This is a genomic window from Peptostreptococcus stomatis DSM 17678, assembly GCF_000147675.1.
Classification (GTDB): Bacteria; Bacillota; Clostridia; order Peptostreptococcales; family Peptostreptococcaceae; genus Peptostreptococcus; species Peptostreptococcus stomatis.
The window spans coordinates 1-1,494 of sequence record NZ_ADGQ01000048.1 but is presented as its reverse complement, the minus strand read 5'-3'; the positions used below and the strand labels follow the sequence as shown (position 1 = coordinate 1,494).

1 rRNA gene is annotated in these 1,494 nt (G+C 52.2%); it reads left to right on the top strand.

The window, feature by feature from the left end:
- Nucleotides 1–1,445: ribosomal RNA gene (locus HMPREF0634_RS04265) — 16S ribosomal RNA — on the top strand; the annotation flags it as partial.
- Nucleotides 1,446–1,494 lie beyond the last annotated feature (49 nt).

The window sequence follows — 1,494 nt, the reverse complement described above, 5'->3', positions numbered from 1 at the left end:
CTAGAATGTTCAATTCTGAGCAAAACCAAGCGGCGGACGGGTGAGTAACGCGTGGGTAACCTGCCCTATACACATGGATAACATACTGAAAAGTTTACTAATACATGATAATATATATTTGCGGCATCGCAGATATATCAAAGTGTTAGCGGTATAGGATGGACCCGCGTCTGATTAGCTAGTTGGTGAGATAACTGCCCACCAAGGCGACGATCAGTAGCCGACCTGAGAGGGTGATCGGCCACATTGGAACTGAGACACGGTCCAAACTCCTACGGGAGGCAGCAGTGGGGAATATTGCACAATGGGCGAAAGCCTGATGCAGCAACGCCGCGTGAACGATGAAGGTCTTCGGATCGTAAAGTTCTGTTGCAGGGGAAGATAATGACGGTACCCTGTGAGGAAGCCCCGGCTAACTACGTGCCAGCAGCCGCGGTAATACGTAGGGGGCTAGCGTTATCCGGATTTACTGGGCGTAAAGGGTGCGTAGGTGGTCCTTCAAGTCGGTGGTTAAAGGCTACGGCTCAACCGTAGTAAGCCGCCGAAACTGGAGGACTTGAGTGCAGGAGAGGAAAGTGGAATTCCCAGTGTAGCGGTGAAATGCGTAGATATTGGGAGGAACACCAGTAGCGAAGGCGGCTTTCTGGACTGCAACTGACACTGAGGCACGAAAGCGTGGGTAGCAAACAGGATTAGATACCCTGGTAGTCCACGCTGTAAACGATGAGTACTAGGTGTCGGGGGTTACCCCCCTCGGTGCCGCAGCTAACGCATTAAGTACTCCGCCTGGGGAGTACGCACGCAAGTGTGAAACTCAAAGGAATTGACGGGGACCCGCACAAGTAGCGGAGCATGTGGTTTAATTCGAAGCAACGCGAAGAACCTTACCTAAGCTTGACATCCCTCGGACAGGTGTTTAATCACACCCTTCCTTCGGGACTGAGGTGACAGGTGGTGCATGGTTGTCGTCAGCTCGTGTCGTGAGATGTTGGGTTAAGTCCCGCAACGAGCGCAACCCTTGTCTTTAGTTGCCAGCATTCAGTTGGGCACTCTAGAGAGACTGCCAGGGATAACCTGGAGGAAGGTGGGGATGACGTCAAATCATCATGCCCCTTATGCTTAGGGCTACACACGTGCTACAATGGGTGGTACAGAGGGTTGCCAAACCGTGAGGTGGAGCCAATCCCTTAAAGCCATTCTCAGTTCGGATTGTAGGCTGAAACTCGCCTACATGAAGCTGGAGTTACTAGTAATCGCAGATCAGAATGCTGCGGTGAATGCGTTCCCGGGTCTTGTACACACCGCCCGTCACACCACGGGAGTCGGAAACACCCGAAGCCGATTATCCAACCGCAAGGAGGAAGTCGTCGAAGGTGGCGTCGATAACTGGGGTGAAGTCGTAACAAGGTAGCCGTATCGGAAGGTGCGGCTGGATCACCTCCTTTCTAAGGAGAATTACCTGCTGTTCAATTTTGAAGGTTCATTGGAAACTTC